The sequence below is a fragment of the Lacrimispora sinapis genome (genome assembly GCF_043633585.1).
Taxonomy (GTDB): Bacteria; Bacillota; Clostridia; order Lachnospirales; family Lachnospiraceae; genus Lacrimispora; species Lacrimispora sinapis.
Genome location: NZ_CP141832.1, coordinates 1,256,608 through 1,281,974, shown reverse-complemented (window position 1 = coordinate 1,281,974; position 25,367 = coordinate 1,256,608). Strand labels below are relative to the sequence as shown.

General features: G+C 42.0%; 21 protein-coding genes. 8 read left to right on the top strand and 13 right to left on the bottom strand.

Features of this window, described 5'->3' with window-relative positions; translation table 11 throughout:
- Positions 1-1,359, bottom strand: a complete 1,359-nt coding sequence (locus VIG27_RS05865; RefSeq protein ID WP_394525977.1) for a glycoside-pentoside-hexuronide (GPH):cation symporter — start codon at positions 1,357-1,359, stop codon at positions 1-3.
- 140 nt (positions 1,360-1,499) lie between these two features.
- Here VIG27_RS05865 and VIG27_RS05860 point away from each other — a divergent pair, with 140 nt between their 5' ends.
- The gene (locus VIG27_RS05860) at positions 1,500-2,552 is read left to right on the top strand and encodes an AraC family transcriptional regulator (RefSeq protein ID WP_394525975.1); all 1,053 of its coding nucleotides are present in this window, start codon (positions 1,500-1,502) and stop codon (positions 2,550-2,552) included.
- Between the two features lie 37 nt (positions 2,553-2,589).
- Here VIG27_RS05860 and VIG27_RS05855 read toward each other — a convergent pair whose 3' ends face one another.
- The 4 genes from VIG27_RS05855 to VIG27_RS05840 are packed head-to-tail and all read right to left on the bottom strand — an operon-like array spanning position 2,590 to position 7,608.
- The gene (locus VIG27_RS05855) at positions 2,590-4,062 is read right to left on the bottom strand and encodes a glycoside hydrolase family 32 protein (RefSeq protein WP_394525973.1); all 1,473 of its coding nucleotides are present in this window, start codon (positions 4,060-4,062) and stop codon (positions 2,590-2,592) included.
- 14 nt (positions 4,063-4,076) lie between these two features.
- Positions 4,077-5,753 (bottom strand): ABC transporter substrate-binding protein, encoded by a 1,677-nt coding sequence (locus VIG27_RS05850; protein ID WP_394527425.1) that lies wholly within the window; start codon positions 5,751-5,753, stop codon positions 4,077-4,079.
- Between the two features lie 36 nt (positions 5,754-5,789).
- Positions 5,790-6,686: a carbohydrate ABC transporter permease gene (locus VIG27_RS05845; protein ID WP_394525970.1), complete on the bottom strand. Its 897-nt coding sequence runs from the start codon at positions 6,684-6,686 to the stop codon at positions 5,790-5,792.
- A 16-nt stretch (positions 6,687-6,702) separates the two neighbouring features.
- Positions 6,703-7,608, bottom strand: a complete 906-nt coding sequence (locus tag VIG27_RS05840; RefSeq protein ID WP_394527423.1) for an ABC transporter permease — start codon at positions 7,606-7,608, stop codon at positions 6,703-6,705.
- Positions 7,609-7,906: 298 nt separating this feature from the next.
- Here VIG27_RS05840 and VIG27_RS05835 point away from each other — a divergent pair, with 298 nt between their 5' ends.
- A complete protein-coding gene (locus VIG27_RS05835; RefSeq protein ID WP_394525968.1) occupies positions 7,907-8,938 on the top strand; it encodes a substrate-binding domain-containing protein in 1,032 nt (343 codons plus the stop codon).
- A gap of 85 nt (positions 8,939-9,023) precedes the next feature.
- On the opposite strand, the gene VIG27_RS05830 is transcribed toward VIG27_RS05835, so the two are convergent.
- The 4 genes from VIG27_RS05830 to VIG27_RS05815 all read right to left on the bottom strand — a co-directional run bounded on the left by VIG27_RS05830 (position 9,024) and on the right by VIG27_RS05815 (position 13,063).
- A complete protein-coding gene (locus VIG27_RS05830; protein ID WP_394525965.1) occupies positions 9,024-9,329 on the bottom strand; it encodes a hypothetical protein in 306 nt (101 codons plus the stop codon).
- On the bottom strand, positions 9,326-10,684 hold the full coding sequence (locus tag VIG27_RS05825) for an acyclic terpene utilization AtuA family protein (protein WP_394525963.1): 1,359 nt from the start codon (positions 10,682-10,684) through the stop codon (positions 9,326-9,328). The genes VIG27_RS05830 and VIG27_RS05825 overlap by 4 nt, the downstream gene beginning before the upstream one ends.
- A 128-nt stretch (positions 10,685-10,812) precedes the next feature.
- Positions 10,813-11,637 carry an MBL fold metallo-hydrolase gene (locus tag VIG27_RS05820; protein ID WP_394525960.1) on the bottom strand — a complete coding sequence of 275 codons (825 nt, stop codon included), beginning with the start codon at positions 11,635-11,637 and terminating at the stop codon, positions 10,813-10,815.
- A gap of 31 nt (positions 11,638-11,668) precedes the next feature.
- Entirely contained in the window at positions 11,669-13,063 is a 1,395-nt protein-coding gene (locus VIG27_RS05815; RefSeq protein WP_394525958.1) for a PTS transporter subunit EIIC, read from the bottom strand.
- Positions 13,064-13,268: 205 nt separating this feature from the next.
- Here VIG27_RS05815 and VIG27_RS05810 point away from each other — a divergent pair, with 205 nt between their 5' ends.
- The gene (locus VIG27_RS05810) at positions 13,269-14,255 is read left to right on the top strand and encodes a LacI family DNA-binding transcriptional regulator (RefSeq protein WP_394525955.1); all 987 of its coding nucleotides are present in this window, start codon (positions 13,269-13,271) and stop codon (positions 14,253-14,255) included.
- A gap of 87 nt (positions 14,256-14,342) precedes the next feature.
- On the opposite strand, the gene VIG27_RS05805 is transcribed toward VIG27_RS05810, so the two are convergent.
- Together VIG27_RS05805 and VIG27_RS05800 are read right to left on the bottom strand one after the other, a co-directional pair.
- Entirely contained in the window at positions 14,343-15,641 is a 1,299-nt protein-coding gene (locus VIG27_RS05805) for an SLC13 family permease (protein ID WP_394525953.1), read from the bottom strand.
- Positions 15,642-15,681: 40 nt separating this feature from the next.
- Entirely contained in the window at positions 15,682-17,007 is a 1,326-nt protein-coding gene (locus VIG27_RS05800) for an enolase C-terminal domain-like protein (protein ID WP_394525951.1), read from the bottom strand.
- A 153-nt stretch (positions 17,008-17,160) separates the two neighbouring features.
- Here VIG27_RS05800 and VIG27_RS05795 point away from each other — a divergent pair, with 153 nt between their 5' ends.
- The 5 genes from VIG27_RS05795 (at position 17,161) to VIG27_RS05775 (ending at position 22,264) form a co-directional block, all read left to right on the top strand.
- Positions 17,161-18,066 carry a LysR substrate-binding domain-containing protein gene (locus tag VIG27_RS05795; RefSeq protein ID WP_394525948.1) on the top strand — a complete coding sequence of 302 codons (906 nt, stop codon included), beginning with the start codon at positions 17,161-17,163 and terminating at the stop codon, positions 18,064-18,066.
- A gap of 220 nt (positions 18,067-18,286) precedes the next feature.
- Positions 18,287-18,700, top strand: coding sequence for a BlaI/MecI/CopY family transcriptional regulator (locus tag VIG27_RS05790; RefSeq protein ID WP_394525946.1), 414 nt, complete (start codon positions 18,287-18,289; stop codon positions 18,698-18,700).
- 4 nt (positions 18,701-18,704) lie between these two features.
- The gene (locus VIG27_RS05785; RefSeq protein WP_394525941.1) at positions 18,705-19,856 is read left to right on the top strand and encodes a M56 family metallopeptidase; all 1,152 of its coding nucleotides are present in this window, start codon (positions 18,705-18,707) and stop codon (positions 19,854-19,856) included.
- On the top strand, positions 19,846-20,112 hold the full coding sequence (locus VIG27_RS05780; protein WP_394525938.1) for a hypothetical protein: 267 nt from the start codon (positions 19,846-19,848) through the stop codon (positions 20,110-20,112). The genes VIG27_RS05785 and VIG27_RS05780 overlap by 11 nt, the downstream gene beginning before the upstream one ends.
- 364 nt (positions 20,113-20,476) lie before the next feature.
- Positions 20,477-22,264 (top strand): DUF6055 domain-containing protein, encoded by a 1,788-nt coding sequence (locus tag VIG27_RS05775; RefSeq protein ID WP_394525936.1) that lies wholly within the window; start codon positions 20,477-20,479, stop codon positions 22,262-22,264.
- Positions 22,265-22,388: 124 nt separating this feature from the next.
- Here VIG27_RS05775 and VIG27_RS05770 read toward each other — a convergent pair whose 3' ends face one another.
- Positions 22,389-23,330: an NAD(P)H-binding protein gene (locus VIG27_RS05770; RefSeq protein WP_394525934.1), complete on the bottom strand. Its 942-nt coding sequence runs from the start codon at positions 23,328-23,330 to the stop codon at positions 22,389-22,391.
- Positions 23,331-23,364: 34 nt separating this feature from the next.
- On the bottom strand, positions 23,365-25,302 hold the full coding sequence (locus VIG27_RS05765; protein WP_394525932.1) for an FAD-dependent oxidoreductase: 1,938 nt from the start codon (positions 25,300-25,302) through the stop codon (positions 23,365-23,367).
- Positions 25,303-25,367: the final 65 nt, after the last annotated feature.

Sequence of the window (25,367 nt, the reverse complement as noted above, 5' to 3'; positions counted from 1 at the left end):
CTAATGATCTTTTCTTCTTGCTTCTAACTCTCTGTTGATCTCCGGCAACCTCTTGTCTAAATCATAAAATAAAAATGTTACGATTGTTAATATATTGGTTGCAATGGGAATCCAAATATACATTGCACTGATTGCATTCAATGCAGACGCAGACTGTACCGGGGCATTGGCAACGTAGCCGCTTGCTGCCAGCATTGCGGCTGCTATTGAACTGGCAACAGCCATTCCCACCTTACCGATAAAGCCGTTTACCGCAGATAAAGTACCGGAAATATTGATTCCAGATTTCCATTCCCCATAATCCACAGGGTCCGGCTGGATTGCAAAATGCATACTTCCCTTTAAACCATAGCCAAGAGCTGCAACCACTACTCCCAAAAGCACCAGCGGAATGAACTTGCCTCCGATAAATACCAAAACCAAACCAGCCCCATGCAATACAGATCCTGCAATCATTAAATTTCTTTTTGTGGCCAGACGGGATAAAAACGGAACGCAAAGGTTTGTCACCACAGGAATCAGGGTCGTGATGGTAGCGGCAACACTGGAAAGTTCTTTGTTTTCCAGATTATAAGTAAAGTAATAAATGATTGCTCCTGCCTGGATCACATACCCGCCGAAAAACCAGATAATATTGGCAGCAAACAGCAGCCACGGTTTATTATGGAACAGACAGCTCAGGCTCGCTTTTAAACTTACTTTCTCTTCACTGACCCGCACTCTCTCTTTTGTATTGAAAAAGCAGAAAAAGAATACCAGACAGCCAATGATACCGAAAATCGTCATTACGATGCGAAACCCCAGTGCTTCATTTTCTCCCCCCAATTGGTCCACCAGTTTAAGCGCAAATGCGGATACAACGGTCGAACCTACGGATGAAAAGAAGACACGGCTGGTTGCCAGATTGGTTCTTTCCCTGGGGTCCGCTGTTAGTGCCGGTAAAATAGCTGCCATGGGAATATTGACTACCGTATAAGCCAGAGATAAAAGCATATAGGTTACATAAGCATAAATCAACATTCCCTTTTGTGATATGTCAGGTACACTGAACGCAAGAACTGCTGTAACCGCAAAAGGAATGGCACCTGCGAAAATCCAGGGCCTTGATTTTCCCCACTTCGTGTTCGTCCTGTCTATGAGGAACCCCACCGCCAAGTCCGTAAAACCGTCAAAGATTTTGGTTACCAAAAACAGGACGCTTACCGCTGCAGCGTTTAAATGCATCACATCGGTGTAAAAATACAGCAGATACAAGGAAATAACCTGCCAGATCAAATTACATGCAAAATCAGAAGAACCGTATCCGATCCTCTGTCTCCATAGATTTTTTTTCATCTCTTTTTCTATCGTATTCACCATATCAAATCCTTCTCCTTTATTTGATATTGGTATGATATCATTTTACATTTATTTTTAATATTGAATATTTTATGGTATTGACTTGATCTTTTTTAAGATGTTATACTCAAAACAACAGAAAGTGATTCAGAGGTGCTGCTATGAAAATAATCAAAGAAAAATTTAAAGATTTTATGCTTTCTTATACGGAGGATGAGCTTTTTTACCGCCGTCTTTACGAAGCAGAACAAAAACATCCGGAAACCTTTGCCCAATATGTTCATTCCCTGGACAAAAACTTTATTGAGCGCCGTCAGCTCTATGTTCCTGTCCTTCATGATACCTGGTTTCCATACATATCCGAAAACGATTTTTTTCAGACGAATACCCAGAACATATACATTGCAAAGCACAACCGTTATTCACCGGTATACCTCCACGAACATGAATTTTATGAATTTTTTTATGTGTACACCGGTTCCTGCATCAATACGATCAAAGGCAAAGAACAGACCTGCCAGACGGGAGATCTGTGTATTATTCCACCCAATACGAAGCACAGCATTGCCGTATTTGACGACAGTGTCATAATCAATGTCATGATTAAGTCCAGTACCTTCCACGGAACCTTTTTTGAATTATTTAACAACAATAACGTGTTATCCCATTTTTTCTCCCATACCTTATACGAAAAAACGGAAAACAATTATCTGCTGTTCCACACCCAGTCAGATCATGTAATCCGTTCTCTCCTCGAAGATATTTATATTGAATATTACGGTCATAAAAAATATTCCAATTCCCTGCTGGACAGTTACCTTTTAACCTTTTGGGTCATACTGCTGAGGCACCATGAGAACCATCTGGAAAGTTTTCTCAACACGACCCACCCGCATCTGGCCGTACTGGATATTTTGAACTATTTTCAGGCGAATTTTATGGATATCACCCTATCCTCTGCGGCTGAGCATTTTGGATTTTCTGTTCCTCATTTCAGCAAGCTGGTCAAGGATCATACCGGAAAGACCTTTGTCCAGCTGATCCGGGATATCCGTCTGGAAAAAGCATGCCGCGCCCTTAAAACAACGAATTTAAGTATTTCTTCCATTTGCGAAATAATCGGGTATATGAATCCCGAACATTTTAACCGCATTTTCAAAAAAGCCTATCATATGACTCCAAGTGAATACCGAAGGATTCATAAATATGGTTAGAGCTTATCTGTAAAACCACCGGGACTCTAAAAAAGTATTATTCGGTAATGACATCATATTTTTTTAAGCTGCAGCATGCCCTTCCCTGCACATCGAAGATAATTTCCTCCGCATCTTTTGGTGTAGCGATCAAAGAAGTCATTGCCTGCTCACCGTCATTGACAAAGATTTCCACAGAATACTGGTCTAACAGGATACGGAGTTTGATTGTTCCATTCTGATGATCCACCTTCATGCTTCTGCTGCTGATCACATCTCTTCCGTAACCGGAGTAAGTACGGTCAAACGTCAGTATGCGTTCCTTGGTATCCAGTACAATAGCAGAATAATACCTGTCATTTGCGGCAACCTTTATGCTGAATTTCTCATAATCCCCTTCTTCCACTTCGATCGTTAAGTCTGTTCTCCTGCCGGATATTCCTTCTAACCTTGTCTCTCCCTCTATGGAAACGGAATCATAGGATACTTCATTTTGATGATATCGTTTTAGTTCCCTGACTGGCTGCTGGCAGATCCGCCCGTTTTTCACAGAGAGCTCTCTCGGAATCGTCATCATGCCCGACCATCGAAAGTCTCCGTGACGCATATGGTTATCCCATGACTGCATCCAGGCGATCATAATTCTGCGCCCGTCCTCCGTTTCCATTGTCTGGGCCGCATAAAAATCCAGTCCATAATCCACAGACTGTAAACCGGTCCGTTCAAAGCTCATGGCTTTTTTGTCATACTTGCCTGTTACAAAAATAACGTTGTTTCCGTTGTGGAATTCCAATCCCTCCGCATGCATATCCTGCGGGGAAACCATGAGCACATGTCCTTCACCAAGAGCAAAGAAATCCGGACATTCCCACATGCTGCCATGAAGGTTGGCACTTCGGGCAAGTATGGAGCAGAAGTTCCACTGGTCTAATTGTTCTGCGGAATACAAAGCGATCTGGCCGCTTCCGTCTTCATTCCGGCTTCCTGCTACAAGATAGAATCTTCCGTCCTCTTTCCAGATTTTAGGGTCCCGAAAATCCTCCAGACTGCTTCCCTTTGGCAGCTGGCTGGCCGTTATCACCGGATTATTCTCCAGCTTTTCATAGTTTAATCCGTCTCCCACAGCAATACACTGATTTTGCCGGACTTCCTTTTTTCCGTTCTGCCCTTCCACTTCCTCAACACCGGTATAAATGAGCACCTGTTTTCCCTTATCCTCCAGAGCACTCCCTGAAAAAACGCCGGAACTGTCATACGTTTCATCAGGCGCCAAAGCAGCCGGAAGATATTCCCATTTGATAAAATCCCTGCTCTTTGCATGTCCCCAGTGCATAAAATCCCAGTGGGTATCGTAGGGATAATACTGAAAGAACAGATGATATTCCCCCTGATACATGGAAAATCCATTGGGGTCATTTAACCAGCCTGTGGGCGCCGAAAAATGAAAGCCTGGCCTCTGCTCGTTTGAGATGGTTTTTAACGCTGTCTTTTCGTACTCCCTTGCTTTTTTCAACATTTCGCTCAACATCATAATCGCTTCTCCTGTCACTGTGCTGTCTCTGTCTGAGAACCTGACTCATTTGTGAGGGACCTCTCATATTCATCAAAATATTTTTGCTTGATGGCCAGGTAATCGGACAGTCCGTATTCCTCTAATTTTTTTAAGTAAGAATCCCATTCTTTTTCAATGCCTCCGTTGAGTATCCAACTGGCCTTCATCTGCTCTACATACTTCTTAATATCCGTATCATACTGGGACACTTTATTGGTATCTTCAATGCTCATAAAAACATTGGGATATACATAGTTACTGTTCATATCTTTTAAATAGGTCTGATGCATCTGGTCCAGCCGCCATTTCGCATCATTTGGCATCGTCACATAAATACCATAATAATCATTGAGTACCGCCAAAGGACCATTCACCGACTGGTTCTCCCGGATTTCCACTGGAGAATTGTCTCCCAGATCCCTGTGTCTGAGCATTTTTTCTCCCTTAGAATTGGTACTCAATTCAAAAATATTGGCCGCATCCGTTTCCCCATAAGTTCCCCAGTTATTCTGTATGGACTGCATCGGCGCATACATCTGGTCGATCCACGCGGCAGCCAGCGCCGTATTCCTGCAGCTGGTAGTAAGAACACAGCGGCCTCTGTCAAATCCGCTGGTTTCACTGCCGTTCTGTCTTGTGATATTTACCAAGCCCTCGGGACCGGCTAAAGCAGGAAGCATGACATAATCATTATAATTATCAATATTGGCGATATCCCAGGTAAAGCATAGTCCGTAACGATGATTTTTTCCTTTCGCCACATAAGTTGCCCAGTCCTGGGTAAATGCTTCCGGGTCCACCAGATTTTCTTCCACCAGATGGTGCAGCCACCCTATCCCCTCTTTATACCCCTCCTGTACCGCAGTATAAATAACCGTTCCGTCATTGGTAACTGCAAAATGATCTCCCGTATCCCCATAACCTTCCCCAAAACCGTTTAACAATATTGCGGGGTCCTGATCGCCATTATTAATGATAAATGACATGGGGATCACATCACCTTCTATCTTAAATTCCTGTTCCAGCCGATCTGCATTGTCCCGGAAAGCGATCAAAACCTGCTCTAACTCATCGGTTGAGCGAGGCACTTCCAAGCCCAGGAAATCCAGCCACTTCTTATTGATATAGGGAATATTTCCAATTGCCTGAATAGCTTCCTTGCCTGCTCCTAACTGTTCGATCCAGGGAAAAGAATAGATATGTCCATCCGGCGCTGTGCACATAACCCGGTATTCCGGATACTTTTCAAAAACAGCCTGCAGGTTCGGCATATACTTATCAATTAAATTTTCCAGAGGAATAATGATCCCTTGTTTGGCATACCGGAGCAGGTCGTAATCATTCATGCCGGCTTGAAACAGTCCATCCGGAAGATTTCCAAACTGGGCAAGCGCCAGATTTTTCTTATCCGGAAACTGATCCGTTACAAAACAGGTCCAGTCGATCCGAACATTTGTCTGCTCCTCCAGCCTTTTAAAAATCACCTTTTTATTGGGGTCCTGGATCGTTCTGGCCGGAGCACTTGTAATAAATGACAGCTCCTGTGTTTCTTTTAAGGGAAATGCTACCGCTTCAACCGGTGTGTCCGGATTTACATCTGCTGATTTTATGTCCCGGCCAGTGCACCCGGCCAGGGATAATAAAATAATCACCGATGCAAAAATCCTCATAAACTGATATGTGTTCTTCAAATCAACCCCTCCTTCTTATCCCTTTACAGAACCTACCATCACTCCGCTGTCAAAATATTTCTGGAAAAACGGATACATGACCAGCAGCGGCAAACTGGAGACCACGATGGTTGCATATTTTAACAGCTCAGCCACCTTAGCCATCTCTGCCGTACTTTGAATATCGGCAATCATACCTGGCTGGGGTGTATTTTGAACCAGTATGGACCGAAGTACAAGCTGAAGCGGCTGCAATCCGGCATCATTCAAATAAATCATTGCGTCAAAATAACTATTCCACATACCCACAAACGACCACAGCGCCAGCACTGCAATGATGGGTTTACACACCGGCATCATAATTTTAAAGAAATGCTGTATTTCGCTGGCTCCGTCAATTTGTGAAGCTTCTCTCAATTCTTTTGGCAGGGACTGGTAATAGGTTCTTGCCAGAATCATATTCCATACGTTACATGCATTGGGAAGCAGTATGGCCCATATGGTATTCACCATATGAAGCTGATTAATCAGAATAAATGTGGGAATCAATCCCCCATTGAAGAACATGGTAATAATGAATATGGTATTGAAAATGCCTCTCCCAGCTAATTCCTTTTTTGACATGGGATATGCCGCCAGTAAGGTAATAAAAACGGATATGACAGTAAATGCACAGGAATAAAACATGGAATTGATAAACCCTCTCCAAATCATACCATTTTCCAATACCCGCTGATAGGCATTTAACGTCCAGTCACGAAGCCGAAAACTCAATCCCTGGTTGTTTAATATATCAGGGTCCATAAATGATGCGATAACTACATATAACAGAGGTATGAAAATTGCAGCTGCAAATGCGCCCAGAAGAATATATCCAATGCCTAAAAGAAATCTATCGGATGTTCTGAGCCGTGTTTTTCTTTTTTCGTTCATAATTTTTGCTCCCATCTCATATGCCTTCTCCCTCATTTAAACGCTTGACGACTCCATTGACCAAAAGCAGCAGTATCACATTAACAACAGAATTAAACAGCCCTACCGCCGTTGAATATCCGTAGTCCCCATTTAAAAGACCAATCCGGTACACATATGTAGATAATATTTCAGAAGCCGGGAGATTCATATCCGTCTGTAATGCATATGCTTTTTCAAACCCAATGCTCATAATATTGCCTGCCTGCAAAATAAACTGGATGACAATGATGTTTTTGATGGCAGGAAGTTCTACATACCATATCTGCTGAAGAATGTTTGCACCATCCACCAGTGCCGCCTCCTCTAAATCCTTGCTGGCATTGGACAGCGCAGCCGTATACATGATGGAGGCCCACCCTGCTCCCTGCCAGATCCCGCTGGCTATGTAAATTGTCCGAAATGCCTCCGGCATGGTCATCCAGTTGATATCCGTTCCAAGTACCTGATTCACCGGCCCGATGGGAGATAAAAACATTCTTACCATACCGCATAGAACGATGACCGAGATGAAATTCGGTGCATAGATCAATAGCTGTATTTTCTTTTTGATTCCGGTTCTGCGGATTCTGTTCAATAGCAGGGCAAGTATAATAGGAACCGGGAACCCCCACAGCAGTCCATATACACTCAGCTTCAGCGTATTCATCAAATACTTTAGAAAATCAGGAGAAGATAAAAACCGCTTAAAATACTCCACTCCGACCCAGGGACTACCGAAAACTCCGTCAATTACATTAAAATCTTCAAATGCAATCAATACGCCCCCCATTGGTATGTATTTAAATAGAATGGTAAGCGCCAGGGCGGGCAATAGAAAAACAACATACAACTGCCAGTTTTTTTCTATATAGCGAACGTTCTGTTTTATGGATCTTTTCATTTTTAAAGGTTTTGTAACACTTTTTTGTTTTATTCCCATTTTTTCCCCTTTCTCACGGTGCTGCACATAATAACCGGTAAAGTAACCGGTTACTTTATGGTTATATTGTAATGCGTTCTCCATAAGACGTCAATCTCTAAAATATTTTTTGGCAAATATTCCTGTTTTTCCCGTCTTCTTTTTGTATAGTATTTACAAAACCGGTTACGTAACCGGAAACTTTCGCAATTGCAATTTTTATAACTTTTTGCTATGATTTAGTATGCGGTCAAATTAAAGAAGAACTGGGGATGAATCCATGAAAAAAAAGAATATAACCTTTGAAGATATAGCAAACTACACAAACTTTTCCAAAACTACAATTTCCCGCTACTTTAATAATCCTGATTCCCTGACTTTAGAAAACCAGGAAATCATCGCAAAAGCCCTGGTGGAACTGGATTATAAGGAAAATAAAGTTGCAAAAATTTTGGCCAGCGGCAAAACAGAGTTTGTTGGAATCATTATTCCTAATTTGTATCTCCACTATTACTCTGAAATGTTAAACCATATTCTTTCCACTTATCAAACATATGGCTACAAATTTCTTGTTTTCGCAGGAAACTCAAAGGAAGACATTGAACGTCAGTATATCCAGGAACTTTTGGCTTACAAAATTGAAGGAATGATTGTTTTAAGCCACACCATCTCCTCAAAAGAACTGGCCTCTTATAACCTTCCGATCGTAACCATTGAACGGGAAGACAAATACACCTGCAGTGTAAACACGGATAATTATATGGGAGGGATTCAGGCAGCCAGCCTTTTATATAAAAATAACTGTGACATATTGATCCATGTCAATGTAGATGTCCCTCCGGAAATTCCTGCTTATGGGCGGATCAAAGGATTTCTTGATTTATGCGGGGAACACCAAATCCCTCATGAACTGATACTGAAAGACTTTGGGGATACCTATCAGGATAATTTAAATTGCATCAGAGAAGTGGTAGAATATCTGGATCAGAACTATAGCGGCAAAAAAAAGGGGATATTTCTTGCCAATGACACGTATGCGAATATGCTGGTCAACACCCTCATCAGAAAACACGGGTCCCTGCCTGCTGACTACCGCATCATAGGATTTGATGATTCCCCCATATCCAGGGAGGCCGTCATACCAACCAGCACCGTAGGCCAGCAGATTGATAAAATAGCCCTTGCTGCCATGGAGCTTCTTGTTGTGCAGATGAACGAGCGAAAAAAAAGAAGACCGGTCCCTTTGGAGAAGGTGGTCCATAAGGTCATTCCTCCTGTACTGATTTCGAGAGATACATCCGGTCCTTTCTGATTTTTCCATTTTAACGGTTCATGCCCCGGTACTGCAGCTGAAGCTGACACAATACCGGGGCATATGTAACCCTGTCCTTACACTCTTATTCTTCTATTTCCATCTCTAACAGAGCGCTTCCAAGAGATTTCCCATGCATATCCATCGCCAGAGAGCGTGTGATACCGCCGCCCAAAGCATCCTCCATTACAAAATTCAGGGCGCTGATCGTCTCGATCTCGTATCTGGTCACCTTCCCATGAACAATATCCTTAAAATACTCTTTTACCCGTTCTTCCGTCACTTTTTCTTTTATAAGTGCATAATCTTCATCATGATATGCAATGACAGATATAATGGAGATATTCCCCTTATCTCCGGTTCTTGAATGTGCGATTTCTTTTAATTTCATTGTTCATTTACCTCCAGATATCCAACCGATATCTTAAAATCCTCAACCGGAATAAATATAGATGCAATGCTAACGATATCCTTTATATTCTTTGTTGCTCCCCCTCCGCCTGACGGTCCGTTGGTATACAAAGCCTCCACTTCATTTCCCACCAGAGTTGCTTCCTCCATGGTTTTCACACGCGCTGCCACTCTCAGCCTTACTTCAGAACAATTACCTGTATTTAACTGTTTTGAAATGGAATCTCCATATAAGGAATTTAATCCGATAAAATCATAGCGGATTTCTTCATAAGCAAGTCCGATTTGTTCAAACCGTTTCTCCAAAATTTCTTTTGCCAGCTGTGCTTTTGCCACTGCATTGCCTCCGCCATAGCTGATCTGTCCTTCCCCAATGTAGCAGTCATGGTATCCCACACTGGTTTTATAGTTTCCTGTGGGCGCTTTTCCAGATGCGCCGGAAATCCGCACCCGGTCTTTCCCTGCTTCCTCAATTCTTACTTTACTGAAATCTGCGATCACATCCGGGGTAAAATAGTTTTCCGGGTCCTGGATTTCGTAAAGGGTCTGCTCCTGTACAGTCTCCTTAGTCACCATCCCCCCTGTTCCGGGTAGCTTGGTGACAATCCCGTTGCCATCTTCATCCACCTCGATCATTGGAAAACCCAGATTCCATAATTCCGGAACTTCCTTGTAACCCGGATCAGCAAAATAGCCGCCTGTCACCTGTCCGGCACATTCCAGAAGATGACCGATCCAGGTTCCTTTTCCCAATTTATCATAATCATCCATGTCCCATCCGAATTCATAACACAAAGGTCCTAAAGAAAGAGACGGGTCTGCAACTCTTCCGGTGATGATGATATCTGCCCCGTCCCTCAGTGCCTGGACAATCCCTTTGATGCCGATATAGCCATTTGCCGATAAAATGGTTCCTTGTATATCGGATAATCTTCCGCCTGTTTCAAGCACCTGGTAATCCAGGTAATTTTCAAGACGGTCACTGATATCATCTCCTAATACATAAGCGATTTTAAGCCTGGTAATACCCTTTTTCCTTGCCATAGCCAAACAAAGTTTTGCCGCACTCTCCGGATTTGCTGCGCCCATATTGGTGACAACTTTTACCTTATGGTCCTTTAATGCATCCAGTATCTTATCGAACCGGTATTCAAACAGTTCGTTATAACCGAGTTCCGGATTTTTCTGCTTTGCTTTCTGTGCAAGAGAAATGGTACGCTCTGCCAGACACTCAAATATAATGTAGTCCAGATTTCCACGCTTTATTAAATCAATCGCCGGTTCAATCCGGTCGCCTCCATAGCCTGCACCCGAACCAATTCTAATTTGCTTCATACTCTTCCTTCTTTCCACCGCAAGGGATAGATGAATAGGTATGCGACTGCCAGTCACATACCTATTCGCCTTGCCCCAGCAGATCTTTTTACTATCCTCTTTGCTTTTATCAGCGGACGGAGTTCTTTCTATTTGACTTTTTCCGGCAGATAGAGAAGATTTCCCTCTTTTCCGTCCATACGTTCATGCGTTCCAGGTTTAAGCTGGTGACAGAGAAACAGGTCATGCCCATAGAGCTTTATTGGAACGTGATCATCTTTTCCTGCCAATACAAGATCACAGCATTCAATCACATGATCAAGCAGCTCTTTTGGTGAGGTAAATGTGCCATGGTTCCGATATACCACATCATACTGGTCTTCATATTCCTTCAGATGCAGCAGGCTTTGCCGGTATTCGGATACATTGGATGAGAACTCATCCATCAGCATCACCGCAACCCCGCATGCATCACCAAATATAATGATACGCTCTTCCTTCAGCAATGCACACATCATGCCTGGGGTATGTCCTTTCACGGAAATCATTTCAATCGTGATCCCGCCCAGATCAAAACACTGGCCATCTCTAAGCGGACGGAATTCTCCAGCATAAACAGGAGGAAGTTCGCTTATATCGGATACCTGAAGCTTTAAACGGTTCCTCGCATCGGAAAGACGGTGTTCTGTACTTGTTTTAAAACGGTAAACCGGAAGGTCTTCCCTATTGAGATACACTTCCTCAAACAAGCCTGACGACCCCATATGGTCCAGATGGGCATGGGTGAGCACAACAAAAACCGGACGATCCGTCAGCCTCTGGACATATTCCTTTATATCTCCCAGTCCGTTGGTGGTATCCAGCAAACAGGCTTTCTCTGTCCCTTCAACCAGATAACAGCAGACACCAGTGCGATCAATGATGCGCCAAAGATGGGGACTTAATTTCTCATGGGTATAGCCATAATTGCTCATAACAGCTTCCTCCTTACACATTCTGCTCTGGTTATTCTACAAGGCTTTCATCAATTTTCATAACATACATCGTAATAAAACCAATAATCGTTCCAGCTACGGTCGTCACAATCAGGGCAATATAATTTTTCATATCACCGCCCAGGAAACCGGCAAAGGAGTAAATTCCATTTGCAGTATTCAGTACATTTGCAGTCAGATGCATCAAACCGGCAATCAATCCGGTCAGCGTACCAGAGATCACACTTGCGTACAGCGGGGTCCGGTATGGGATCTGTACCCCATATTTGTAGGGTTCTCCTACCCCTCCGATGAGCCATGCAAACACATATCCGGAATACAATGTACGTTTTTTCTTATCTTTAACCAGTACCAGAACAGCCAGCATACAACCGAAGGTCGCCCAGCTTCCGGCAAACATCGCAGGAACAATAAAAGTATCATATCCAAGAGTTGCAAAGCTGGTGACTACAAAGGGAACCAGTGCAACATGCATACCGCACAGTACCAGAAGCGTCCAGCTGCCTGCAAGAACGGCTACCGCCAAAGGGCCTGCAACGTGATTCAGTGCTACCAGTCCCGTTGCAATCCCATTGCCCACGTAGTATCCAAAAGGAGCGCACAGGCAGAGTTCCACCGGGAGCATAACAGCCACGGTAATCAGAGGAACCCCGATGACCTGAATTGTATCAGGAATGTGTTTGCGCAGGAACTTTTCCACATAGGAACCGATCCATACCGTCAGAAAGATAGGAAATACGGTAGAAGTATAGTTCTGTACGGAAGCCGGAATCCCATATACGCTGAACGCGGTTCCTTCCGTTGCTAATTTGATCAAGGTAGGATGAACCAGGATCGCACCAAACAGCATGCCCATGACCGGTGTCATTCCAAACCGCTTGGCAGCCGTATAACCAATGATGATCGGCAGGAAATAAAATCCTGCATCGCCGACCATGGTCAGCAGAATAAACATATGGCTTTCCGTATCCAGGACGTTAAAAAGATTGGGTCCAAGAACGGAGGCCAGCATCTTCGCCATACCGCAGCAAAGCAGTACCGGAATCAGAGGAGTCAGGCAGCCTGCCAAAGCTCCTATGATGTTGTTTATAACATCCTTGAATGTCTTTTTTTGTTTTCCTTTGGCTGGTGATGATCCATCTGTCTCTTCTATTACAGGTCCTTTTTCTGAAGGGCTGTCAAGTTTCTGTAATTCTTCATATACCTTGGCAACCTGGGGGCCAATCACGACCTGTACCTGCCCCCCGTTTCTTACTACACTCAAAACCCCGTCAATTTTTTTAATTTCATCATCCTTGGCAATCGACTCGTCTTTTAATCGAAATCTTAACCGGGTCATACAATGTGTAACATCAATTACATTTTTTCTTCCGCCTACAGTCTGTAATACACTTTCGGCAATCATCTTATTGTCTGCCATTTTTCTTTTTTATGGGAGGCCAGTCATGATCTGGACTCCGCACATCTCCTTCCCCATTAAGTAGACCGGTTTACTTGATATTTTCAGTATAACGTTCTACTAATTACTTGTCAACATCTTTTCTTTTTGGTATGATAGATTTATTAAAAAGATACAAAAATAAATGATCATTTTTGAGGAGTATGTATAGATGGCGGGAATCAGAGAAGTTGCAAATCTGGCCGGTGTATCCAAAAGCACCGTTTCGATCGTTATAAATGGCAAAAGTGAAGAAAGAAAAATACCGAAGGAAACACAGGAAAAGGTGTTACAGGCCGTAAAGGAATTAAATTATCAGATTAATTTGTCTGCAAAACGGCTGCGGGTTCCTGATACCCGTAAGACGATCGCTCTGTACTGGACAACCGACTTTCGCGATATTATGCTTGCCCGTTTTTTAAAAGGGGTCCAGCAGCAGATCAGGGATTCCAACTTATCCTATGATGTTATTATCTATCCCTATGAAAATAATACCCTTTCCAAAGAGGAGTCCCTTATCTCCGTTTCCAGCTTTCATGGGGCATTGATTGCAAATGCCGGCGAGGAGGACTTAAAGTTTCTCTCAACATTAAAGCCGACGGTCCCTGTTGTTTTATACAATCGTATTTTGGAGAATTTAAGCAGCGTCTATGTAGATGACTCTGCAATTGCCCGTAAGGCGTTCAGTCTGCTAAAAAATAAAGGCAAAATCGCTATTGTAAAGGCTCCTCATGCTTTTGAAGGTATGAAGATACGTGATACCACGCTGAAAAAGCTTTTATCGGAAAACTCACAGGAATATGTGGAGTGGGATGTAGCGTCCAATCAATCCTATGATGGCTACCAGATCGCATCCAAGATAGATTTTCAATCAACCAGTGTGATTTATACTGCCAGTGATATGATTGCTCTTGGCATCATGCACTACTGTTACGAACATCAGATTCACATTCCCGAGGACATCGAGATCCTGGCCATCGGAAATGGTCTGACGCATATTAATGAATTTCTTAATCCATCGTTAAGCACCATACAGATCCCCATTGAAACAATGGCTGCCGAATGTCTTTTGATGCTCAACAAGCAATTTCAAAACCCGAAATTGAGACGCAAAGAGATTCTTCCCAATATTACTCTAAGAAATTCTCTAAAACAATAATCCGCTGCTGCACTCAAACGCCCCGATCCGGGAATCATACATCATACTTTTATCCCGGATTGGGGCGTTCGTATGTTAATTGGTTGTCTATCTGAAAATCCCCAGAATATATCCTGCAGTCAGCCACATAATGTTAAGAATCCAAAGCGGTTTGAATGAAAATTTTACATAATCCGCCAGCTTCTCTTTTGCAAGGTCACAGGCCAGATAAATCTGGGGCTGCGCCACCGGAGAAACCATTGCCCCCATATTCATCAAAAGGGTGAGCACTACGACCTGGTTGGGAATTCCGTACTTTCCACTGATTCCTGCTACGACCGGAACAAAGGCATATTGCCATATATCGTTGGTAAATACTAACATCATCGGCATACTTAGGACAGCAACGATCAGATACAGCCACGGGCCAAGACTGGACGGAATGATATTTACCAGGAAATTTACCATTGCATCCATCATTCCGCTTTCTGACAAAACACCTACTACAACACCAGATAAGAACACCGCACAGCCTACCGAATACATCTGCCTGCCATATTTTTTAAGCAGCTCATCCTGCAGCTTTAAATCCGGATAGTTTACGGTCAGTGCGATTACCAAACCAATCGCAAATGTGATGTAATCGTCACAGGGGACAAAGGCGAGAGCCAAAATAATCCCAATGGTCAGCAGCAAATTAAACCAAAATAACTTTGGACGTGCCAGCTCAGAATATTCCATCTTAATTTCCTGCTGGGGTCCTTCCACGGTCAATCCCGCGCCCTTTTTCTTCTGAACTCCAGCCATAATCACTGCCGAACCCACGCACATTGCAACATAAATAAAAAGCAGCGGCAAAAGACTTATAAAAATATAATTATTGGGACTATCAATTCCTCCAAGCAGGGTGGAAGCACGTAAGTTCCTGGAATTCCAAGGTGTCACAAACAGGGCACACATAGAAGCAGAGCACAAAAACATAAGAACCTTGGGATCAATTTTCAGCTTTTTATACAACGGAAGCATCATAGGTATGGTAACTAAATAGGTAGCAGTAACACTGCCGTCGATTTCCGCAATCAGGGCCACCAGCACCGTGATGACACAAATGACTCCCACACTGACTTTCATTTTCTTCAGCAGAATTTCCACAATCCGGTTAAAAAGCCCCGCATCTGACATAACTGAAAAGTATGGCAGAGAAAAGAAAACGACAAATAAAATATCTCTGGTTTTCTCAAGTCCCTTTTCCACGTAACTGCTGACCTCCGCTACGCTGGCTCCAATCAGAAATGCAGCCGCAATCGGAATTACCGTAAACGCAAACAACGGACTGACCTTCTTTTTTAATAACAACGTTGTAATTAACACCATAACTACAAACCCAACAACTGCAGTATAGCTCATAGCCCCTCCTCCTCATGAACCAGTCATCTTCACAGCCCCGTTATCGTATCAAACAGGGTTTTTTTGCATCAAACTTCCAGCCATGTATGAGGTGCTGCATCCCCACAGAATCATCACGTCCGCCCAAACAGCAGCGCTTATAGAGTTCATGGGCCTGCCGGATCTGGTCCAGATCGGGTTCAATTCCAAGTCCTGGCTTTGAAGGTACTTCTACGCATCCGTCTTTGATCTGCAACGGCTCTTTGGTCAGGCGTTCCATTCCCTCCTGCCAGATCCAGTGTGTATCCAGCGCATTGTACTCCCCCGGTACTGCAGCCCCCACCTGCACACACATCGCAAGAGAAATATCAAAATGATTGTTGGAATGAGAGCCCCAGGTGTAGCCAAAATCATGGCACATCTGTGCCACCCTGACGGACCCGTTCATCGTCCAGAAGTGAGGGTCTGCCAGAATAATATCAACCGCCTGAAGCTCCAGGGCATGCCCCACCTCTCTCCAGTCTGTTGCGATCATATTGGTCGCAACGGGAAAACCGGTTCTCCTGCGGAACTCACTCATGATCTCACGGCCGGAATACACTCCTTCCGCTCCGCAGGGATCTTCGCAATAAGTGAGGATTCCCTCCATTCCCTTAACATACTCCACTGCCTCCTTAAGCTTCCAGCACCCATTGGGGTCCAGATCAATCCGTGCATCCGGAAATTCCTTTTTCAAGGCACGGATCACATCCATTTCTTTCTTTCCTTCTAAAACCCCGCCCTTTAATTTAAAATCACGGAATCCGTATTTTTGACGGACTGCCTTGGCCATTGATACAATCTTATCTGCAGTCAAAGCCTCCTCATGGCGTAACCGGTACCACTCGCACTCGGAATCCTTTTCCCGCTCATAGGGAAGGCCGGTCTTATCCGGATTCCCCACAAAAAACAGATAGCCAAGCATCCGTACCTGAGCCCTTTGCTTTCCATCCCCCAGCAGTTCACAAACCGGAACATTTAAGTATTTTCCCAACAGATCCAGGCAAGGTGCTTCAATAGCAGTAAGAGCATGGACCCCGGTACGCAGGTCAAAGGTCTGATTTCCTCTGACGTCATCCTCTCCTTTGGAATCCAAAAACTTTTTCACCTTTAAAAGAGTATTTTTGTATTCAGCAACCCGGGTTCCTTCCACAAGTGGGATACATTCCTGTAAAGCCTTTGTGATCTTTTCTCCTCCCGGAACTTCACCAACGCCCATCTCACCATTGTCCGCATATAAAACAACCACGTTTCTCGTAAAATATGGTGCATGGGCCCCACTCAAATTTAATTCCATACAATCTCTTCCTGCCACTGGATAAACTTCCATTTTAGTAATTACTGGCATCTCTCCTACCTCCAATTTTTATATTTTAAGCAATTTAAATATTTCTATTGCTTTTATTGTGATTTTATTGTACAAAATATATATAAATATGTCGAATTACTTATATTTCTAATATCACTAAGTAAAACTTATTCTTGGAAGAAGGGAACTGTCTTGGATCTTCGTCAAATTGAATATATCATCAAAATCGCCGATGAGCACAGCATTACCAGAGCTGCGGAGCAGCTATACATATCACAATCAGGTCTGAATCAGCAACTATTAAAACTGGAAAAGGAATTGGGACTGCCGCTGTTTCACCGCAGCAAACACGATATACAATTAACAGAAGCCGGTAAGATTTATGTAGAAAGCGGAAGAAAAATCATTCAATTGAAAAAAGAAACTTATAATAAGATTTATGACATCGCAAACAACAATGCAGGGACCCTGAGGATCGGTCTGACACCGGAACGAGGTACCACCATGCTTCTTAACATCTACCCCGAATTTCACAAAGCATTCCCCGGAGTCACCATCGAACCGTCAGAGATTCATGTAAAAAAGCAACTAACCATGTTAGCAAAAGACAATCTGGATCTGGGTTTTTCCACTTTAACAGACATTGATAAGACTCCCAGCATTACATTTCACCACGTGAAATATGAAAATATCCTACTGGGTATCCCCAGATCACACCCCCTGGCCGCGCATGCAAATCCGCCCTATAAACCGTATGCAACCATTGATCTTTCCCTATTTCAAAATGATACCTTTGTTTTGATGTTTAAGGATTCTACGTTGCGCAATGTCATAGACCCACTGTTTCAAAAGGCTGGGTTTACCCCCAGAGTCCTGTTTGAAACTTCCAGCAACCGCACACTTTACACCATGGCAAAAACAAATATGGGCTGCACCCTGATTCCGGAAACTTATGCACTGGAACAGGAGGAAGTGGCCTATTTCCTCTTGCCTGAGGCTCCGAAGTGGGAAATGGCAATCACTTACCACAAAGGCCACTACCTCTCCAGACCTACGGAATATATGATAAACCTGATTCAAAATTATTGGAATCAATGATTGAATGAAGGTAAAAAGAAAATAACGGCTTTCCTTTTAACCGCATACTTTATTTTTTTATATACATGATATTTATAATAATATATCATATTTTGTACCATACTGTTATCAAGTAACTATTATTTAAGTATCAGTTTCAACGAATTAATGAATTGACATAGTGTAAAAAATATTATAATATTAATCTATAAATAACGTTACCGTAAGGAGAGATTTCCAAATGCCTAAAACCAGAAAAACATTTTCACTGACTGATAAAGAGATGCAAGTAATGAAAATATTATGGAAAAGTCCAAAGCCCTTAATCGCATCCGAGATTACCCAAATGGATGAATCCCTAAATAACAACACCGTTCAGGCTGTTATCAGAAAGCTGTTGTCAAAGAACATTATCAAGGTGGCTGATATTGTATATAGCGGTACTGTTTTGACTCGTAGTTATACACCTGTCTTATCAGAAAAGGATTTAATGGTCCAACAATTTGTTGACCAGGTACATGAAAATGAAGAGACGTTACCGATTCCCAATTTAGTGGCAACCCTGTTAAAGCATGAAAAAAATGAAGAGAAAATCATTGAAGAATTAGAAGCATTGCTTGAAGAAAGAAAAAAATCACTAAAATCAAAGGAATAATCATATGGTCATTTCACCTGCTTCTTTCATTACTATATTAATGATATTCAATATAGCAATTTTATTTTTATGGCTATTTTTGAAAAGCCATAAAATGATTGTTCAAATAAGAATCAGTATTCTTTTGACCGGAATTATATTGGTATTAGTCCGACTGGTGATTCCCTTTGAATTCCAATTTCAAAGAACAATCGGAGACAAGTATTTTCTGCCCACGCTTTTTTCTTTCCTATACACTCCTATTGCCAATGTTTTTTCCTTTCGGCTTTGTATTTATCACGTTTGTTTGTTCATTTGGTTGTTGGGGATTATTTTCTTAAGCGGCAGAATCATGTATTGTTATACCAGATTCAAAAATAGAATTGAACAAGAATCCTTTGTTCCTGACGATTTTGAAAAAAAGATCCTGGAAAAAATAAATTGTACACACAAAAAGCCAAAACAAATTACCATCATAAAAACGAACCTTGTTCCTGTCCCCTTGCTATTTGGACTTTTTAAGCCAACAATCTTATTGCCTGATCTTGATTTATCAGACCGAGAACTTTACTACATATTGCTGCATGAAACCACACATTATTATCATTACGATTTATGGATTAAACTGCTTATAGAATTTGTAAGTATTCTGTACTGGTGGAATCCATTGATTTACATTCTGAGACCGGAAATTGATAAAATCATGGAACTAAGAGCGGATGAAGTTGTCACGAAGTCGTTCCATGAGGCACAAAAATTAGAATACCTTGAGTGTCTTTTGAAAATTGCCAAGGGAATGACTCCTGCCAATATAAATAACTTTTCGTTATCCTTTGACAGCAGAGCCGCTTCTGTTCTTTTTCAAAGGTTTCACGTAGTATTAAATAACAGCACCAGAAAATCAAACATTACTTGTTCTATTCTGCTTACAATTATTTCTTTGTTTTTAATTTCAGCTTCATTTATTGTTATTGAACCATATTCAGTGAAAACCGATGTCCAGCAGCAGACGGTGCAAATAACACCCGAAAACTCTTATTTAATACGCAATCCCAAAAAAGGTTATGACCTTTACGTTAATAACCAATATTTTGGTAGTGTTACTGAAATCAGTGATTTATTTTCTAAATTACCAATATATAACAATTCCAAGGAGGTACCGATTCATGAAACTTAAAAACAGAAAAATTTATTTATCAATGGCAATCTTAACACTATGTGTATTACCATTTCCTGTAAATACATCCGCTCAGACAGTACAGGAAAAAAGCGTTTCCGTTGAACTCACTTCATCTATCACCGATTCAAGCGACGCACATCTTTACGCTCCTATCATTGGTTGGCGCTATAAATCTGTAAATGGAAAGGTTTATAGACGTCAATATAACTATTCCAGAGAAAAATGGATAGGCGAATGGGAGTTATGCCCGTAAAAGAAAAGGGAATCACTACATAGTTATATAAGAAAATAAATCACATATTGTCCTCTCCGCCAGAAACAAGACGGAGAGGCTTTCATTCTATCCTAATTCTATCCGCTGTTCCAAATTAACTCATTTTAAATCATTTTCCTTTATATTCCCCTTCGTTCATGATTTCAGTTGCTTATATGCTTATTAGGCAAAAAATTACATACAAACCGCTAATTATTACATCATCCCCCTTTCCTGTGTTTAATTATAATATAATGTAACCAGATTAGTTAATCACTTTATATTTTTAATACCACGTATTAATCCCATCATTTCAAATAAATCTGCTTAACTAATCACCAATCAAAAATGAGGAGGAAAATGAATGAGACCAAAAAACCCGTTTCGATTATTTGCAGGAGTCATTTTAACAGTCGCTATGCTAGGCAGTACAAGCAGTGTAAAGGCAGAGACCCAAAATGCCAGTTCATCTGATACCTACATAGCAAGAGATGCCTTTTATGACATGAATGATACTTCTGTAAACAGACTTTCATCCGAGCATTTCCAAATTATCTGGGGAAAACAGGATGAAACAGGAACCGTTACTCGTGAGTTCGTAAAGGGGAATCTGGAAAATTTAGAGACAATCAGAGATTTTTATGTCAATGAATTAGGATTCTATGATACTAGTGTTTCTGTAAACAGCCCCATTGATTCCAAAACGCATTACAAAACCAATCTGTACATAAATAAAACAGGTTTATCAAAAATAGCGAGTGACTGGGCATACATGTCCAGTGACCGTGACGGATTTGCATATATGGCTGTAGAGCCTGGTGCAATGCGTGTTGATCCGCCAAGCTGGGTAATTCCTCATGAATACGCACATGCGATTACCATGCATCAACGTGGTATCGTATCAAATCCATGGTATGAAACTACTGCAAACTGGTTTCGGGATCAGTATTTAGGAAGTACCTATTACAAATATGGAACTACGGTTTATGGACCGACTTCAGATTTCTTTCAGCCAATCGTACTAAACTCCGAGTATTATTTTCCGCATATGAAAAACTATTATGACGCATGGCCATTTTTACTCTACATAACGGAAAACCCTGATCATATGAAAGGATTAGGTCTGGATTTAATGAGAAAGATGTTCCGTGATACCGGCAATGATACTATGTTTGACAAACTTTCCAGGTTATCCGGTACTTCAACAAAGGATATGCTGGGTGGTTACGCCAGAAGAATGGTAACAATGGATTTTAAAAGACAATCCAGCTATTTGAACTATTTAAATGAACTTTTACAGGATTCCTCTAATTATGATAAGATTTATACCACTCTGACGAGCACTGGGGATGGATGGCTTAAAGTTCCGGAGGCAAAAGCTCCCATGCAGGGAGGTTACAATATTATTCCCCTCGATATCAATCGGAACAGTGAGCAGATTACGGTAGATTTTCAGGGGACAAGCTCTGTTTCAGGCGCCGATTATCGTGTAAGCATTGTAACCAAAACAAAGAACGGGGATACCAGATATTCATCCACATGGAATAATGGCCGAAACAGCATGAAACTTCAAAAAGAGGACGAGAAGGCTTATCTGGTGGTCTGTGCTACTCCGGATACAATGCTTGATTTAACCTCCTTTGATTTGGATGCAACGGGTTCCAGATATCCTTATAAAATCCAGGTTTCCACAAGTGGAGATAATCCCCCTGAAACAAAAAATATCGCTTTGGAAGCAACCGCAAGCACCTCCTACTGCTCCAGCTGGGAAAGCATTGATGCCTTAAATGATGGCTTTGATCCGATAAGTTCCAATGACAGAACGCATCGTGTATATGGTAACTGGCCGGAAACCGGCACCCAATGGGTACAATATGATTTTACCCAAAATTATACCATATCCCAGTGTGACATATACTGGTTTAAGGATGATCAGGGTATTGATGTCCCTTCCTCCTATAAAATTCAATATTGGAATGGCAGTAAATGGGAGAATGTGAAAAATGCTTCCGGTCTGAAAACCAATATTAATCAGTATAATACTACAACCTTTAAACCGGTAACGACCAAGTCTCTTCGGATTCAGATGGTTTCAAATGGAGCATCCACAGGAATTTTGGAATGGAAGGTACTGGGAGTTGCCAGTAATTAAAGGGGCGAAAATAAATTTCACATGCAGCTTCTCCTATATTCCGAATCAAAAAAACAGCAGCTCCGATTCCAGGCATTACAGCTTGGAACCGGGGTTGCTGAATTTCCAATTAAGGATTTTCCAATTAATCATCCAGAGAATGACGTTCCCCAATTTGGTAGTCATCCAAATGCTCAAACATATATCTTACCGTTCTTGGCTTCTTTCCGGTTAGTTTATAAAAGTCATCCGTAAATTCTGCCATTTTATTGAGTCTGATTGCCTGCGCAAACGTAACCATACCTTCTGATGAAAATGGAGCTTCTGAGCCTTTTTTAAACTCCCCGTCTGTTGTTCTTGGAACACCCATTGCATCAAAAATAGCATAATTTTCTTCATCGGTCACTTCTTCATAACGGACATTATTTCCGGTCACTTCATTTCCGATGGAAATAAATTCTGATATGGTCATAAGTTCCGGTCCATTGATATTTAAAACAGCATGATGGTAGTTTGTTGATGCAAGTGCATACGCAACTGCCATTGCACAGTCCTTCCGGGAGATATAAGCCATTTTACCATCTCCCTGGCTGTTCTTCATCACTCCATCCATTTTTACAAAAGTAAAATAATTTGTTATCATTGCTTCTGCATATTGCGAATTACGCAGGAAAATGTAATCAAGCCCCTGTTCTTCAATATATTTTTCCGTATAAGCGTGATCAATCTTTTCAATGCTTGGGTTGGTTTCATCCGCTGCATTTACAAGGGAAGTATAAATAATCTGTTTTACTCCTGCTTGTTTTGCGGCATCCACTACATTTTTATGAGCAGCCTGTCTCTTTTTACCTACAAAGGGCATAGAAATTAATGCTAACTTATCCGCACCTTCAAATGCCTTGGCAAGACCTTCTGCCACATTAAAATTAGTTACTCTTGTTTCTACCCCCATATCTTCATACTCTTTCAATGCGGCCTGGTTATAACCGCATAAAATCAACTGATCCTTGTCTGCGATCTCCAGCAAGAATTTTGCTGCCTGACCTCCTAAGTTCCCATCAACACCTGTTAATAATAATTTTCCCATTTTCTTTCACCTTTCCATTTTTTTATTTCCTTAACTATATCAGATACCCTGCTTCATGCCCTGAATGAACGGCATGATATAATGTTCCCTGTCTGGTATTGCAATCGCCGATCGCAACCACATCAACCGCAGTCTCCTGATATGCTTCAACCAATTCGTCATTTGACCGGACGCCAAATGAAACCACCATACTATCACAAGCGATGTTCACGATTTCACCTGTTTCATTCTCAAATACGGCGCCGTTCTCATCGGTCTTTAACATTTTCAGCCCACCAAGCATTGTTACGCCTGACTCTTTTAACATGTTAATGATGGCAATCTGATTAAAGGTTGCTCCTCCCGAACCGAACCGGTCTGTTGGAATCATGTCGACCAGGGTAACGGATTTTCCTTGTCTGCTTTGCGCAAGAGCTGCTTCACATCCGGTCAGCCCTGCACCAATTATCAAAACTTCCTGGCCCGTTTTGGCTATACCGTTTTCTACATCGCCCACCCAAAAACAGCGTTCGTCCTCATGAACAAATGGAGGAATAACCGGTGCTGCTCCTATGGATACCAAAACGGTGTCATAGTTTTCTGCTTCTATCATTTCAGGTGTTGCCTCAACTCCCAATTTGATTTCAATCCCGTCCATGGACTTTACGGCACGGATCGACCATTCACAGTAGTTTTTTATATCTTTTTTAAATTCCGCTGCGCCTGCCATATTTAAGACACCTCCCAGGCAATCACTTTTTTCGTATAGGACTACCTGATGTCCACGGGATGCTGCTGTTCTTGCCGCTTCCAGACCTGCTGCACCACCGCCGATAATTGCCACCTTTTTTTGTTTTTCAGGTTCTTTCACCGGCTGATACAAGGTTTCCATCCCCATTTTCGCATTTACCGTACACCGCACCGGAGCCAGCTGATAATGGGTTTTATGAATGCATTGGTTACAACGAATACATGGCCGTGTCTTCTCAGGCTCTCCATGTGCTGCATTTTTCACCAGATTGGGATCAGCCATAAGCCCCCTGGCCATGGAGACCATATCAATTTTCCCCGCCCGGATCGCTTCTTCCGCTTGTTCTAACGTAACGGAGCCGACTACTGTTACCGGAATATTAACTGCTGCTTTGATTTTTGCTGCATCTTCAAGATTGATTCCATGATCAAAATAAATCGGCTGATTGATATATGGTGCAAGACTTTGAATGGAGTGCATACCTCTTGAAACATGAAGCAGATCAATTTTATCAGAAATAGATTGTGCAAATTCAATAACCTCTTCTAACGTTGGAGAACCTTCTATCATATCATTTGCATTGATTCGGTACTCAATCGCCATCCTATTTCCAATTTTTGCCCGAATCGCCTCCAATAATTCATTGGTAAAACGGGTCCTGTTTTCCATAGACTGTGTTCCGTATTCATCGGTTCTTTCATTGATCAGCTTTGATAGAAAACAACCTGGTAATTGTCCATGTGCACCATGAATCACTAAGCTGTCAAATCCGCAGCGCATGGCTCTTTCCGCGGCATTGGCAAAATCTTCAATATAATCTTTGATTTGCTGTTTCGTGAGATCCGTAGGGTCGATTTCAACAACTGGCTTTGCTGCATGTTTGTCACGATTTTCAAAACCGCCTGCTTCTAAGCTGATTGCAAATAATTCCATTCCTATTTTACAGTTATACATATGTGTCATATCACATAACATAGATAACTCATTCACCACAGATTCTTCCCCAAGCCTCAGCAAATGGGTAATATATGCTGGTAAGTCTCTGTTTACCGTACCACAGCCAATATTGATGCAGGCACAACCACCAGACACAATCCCTCTGACCCATTCAATGAGTGCCTGATTTACATGCCCGTCTGCAGTCGCAAAGCTGGGCCATACAGGTGAAAATGAAACTCTGTTTTTTAATTTCATCGGTCCTATCTGAATGGGTTTTAATACATGTTTATAATCAGTTTTCATAATATCTCCTTCTCGTTCCTAAACCATTCATTTTTAAGCTTTTTTACAATGGCCCTGAGTAACCA